The sequence below is a fragment of the Pseudomonas sp. PB106 genome (genome assembly GCF_009764645.1).
Taxonomy (GTDB): domain Bacteria; phylum Pseudomonadota; class Gammaproteobacteria; order Pseudomonadales; family Pseudomonadaceae; genus Aquipseudomonas.
This window is the reverse complement of the sequence record NZ_RWIM01000226.1, coordinates 1-1051: the sequence shown is the minus strand read 5'-3', so window position 1 is coordinate 1051 and position 1051 is coordinate 1. Positions and strand designations below refer to the sequence as shown.

The 1051-nt window shown below is 59.8% G+C and carries 1 protein-coding gene; it reads right to left on the bottom strand.

The genetic code is table 11. The features are described 5' to 3' along the window. Positions 1-58: 58 nt before the first annotated feature. The gene (locus EJA71_RS27310) at positions 59-916 is read right to left on the bottom strand and encodes a carboxylate/amino acid/amine transporter (RefSeq protein WP_158961171.1); all 858 of its coding nucleotides are present in this window, start codon (positions 914-916) and stop codon (positions 59-61) included. Between the last annotated feature and the right edge of the window lie 135 nt (positions 917-1051).

Here is a 1051-nt window from a genome sequence, read left to right as displayed (position 1 = left end):
TGCGATCTTTTGACCTTAAAGATCAAAAGATCGCAGCCTGCGGCAGCTCCTACAGGGGTTATGCGGTGCGGCGGATGCCCAGTCGGCTGATCCACACGGCGGCGAGGATGACGCTGCCGCCAAGGAACAACCGCCCCAATTCCTCATGCTGATTCCAGATCAACAGGTTCAACAACAATCCCACCGGCACATGCAGGTTGTTCATCACCGCCAGCGTGCCGCCGTTGACCATGCACGCGCCCTTGTTCCACCAGTACATGCCCAGCGCGGTCGAGACCAGGCCGAGGAACAGCAACACGCCCCACTGCAGCGGCGCTTCCGGGAGGAAGTTGGCTTTGCCGAACATCAGGAATGCCGGCAGCACCACGGCCAGTGCGCCGAGGTAGAAGAAGCCGAAACGCCGGTAATGCGGCAGATCGCTCGGGTGTTTGGCCACCAGATGCTTGTACATCACCTGGCCTGCGGCGTAGGTGAAGTTGGCCAGTTGCAGCAGCAGGAAACCCATGAAGAAATCCGGGTTGATGCTGTCGAAGCGAATCACCGCTGCCCCGCCCACCGCCACCAGCGCGGCGATCAGCGCCCACGGGTTGAAGCGGCGGTTCAGCGCGTCTTCGATCAACGTCACGTGCAACGGCGTGAGGATGGTGAACAACAACACCTCCGGCACGGTCAGCACGCGGAAGCTCAGGTACAGGCAGACGTAGGTCACGCCGAACTGCAACGCGCCGATCACCAGCATGCCGCGCATGAACGAAGGTTCGACCGAGCGCCAGCGGGTCAGCGGGATGAACACCAGCCCGGCCAGCACCACGCGCACCAGCACGGCGAAGTAACTGTCGACGTGACCGGCCAGGTATTCGCCGATCAGACTGAAGGAAAACGCCTGGATCAGCGTGACAAAAAGTAGATAGCCCATGCTCGCCCCTAATTTGAATGGCGGCGACGATAGCGGTTTTTGCGCCCTGCAACCAACACAAATCCCCCTGTAGGAGCTGCCGCAGGCTGCGATCTTTTGATGTTGATTTTAAAAACCAAGATCAAAAGATCGCAG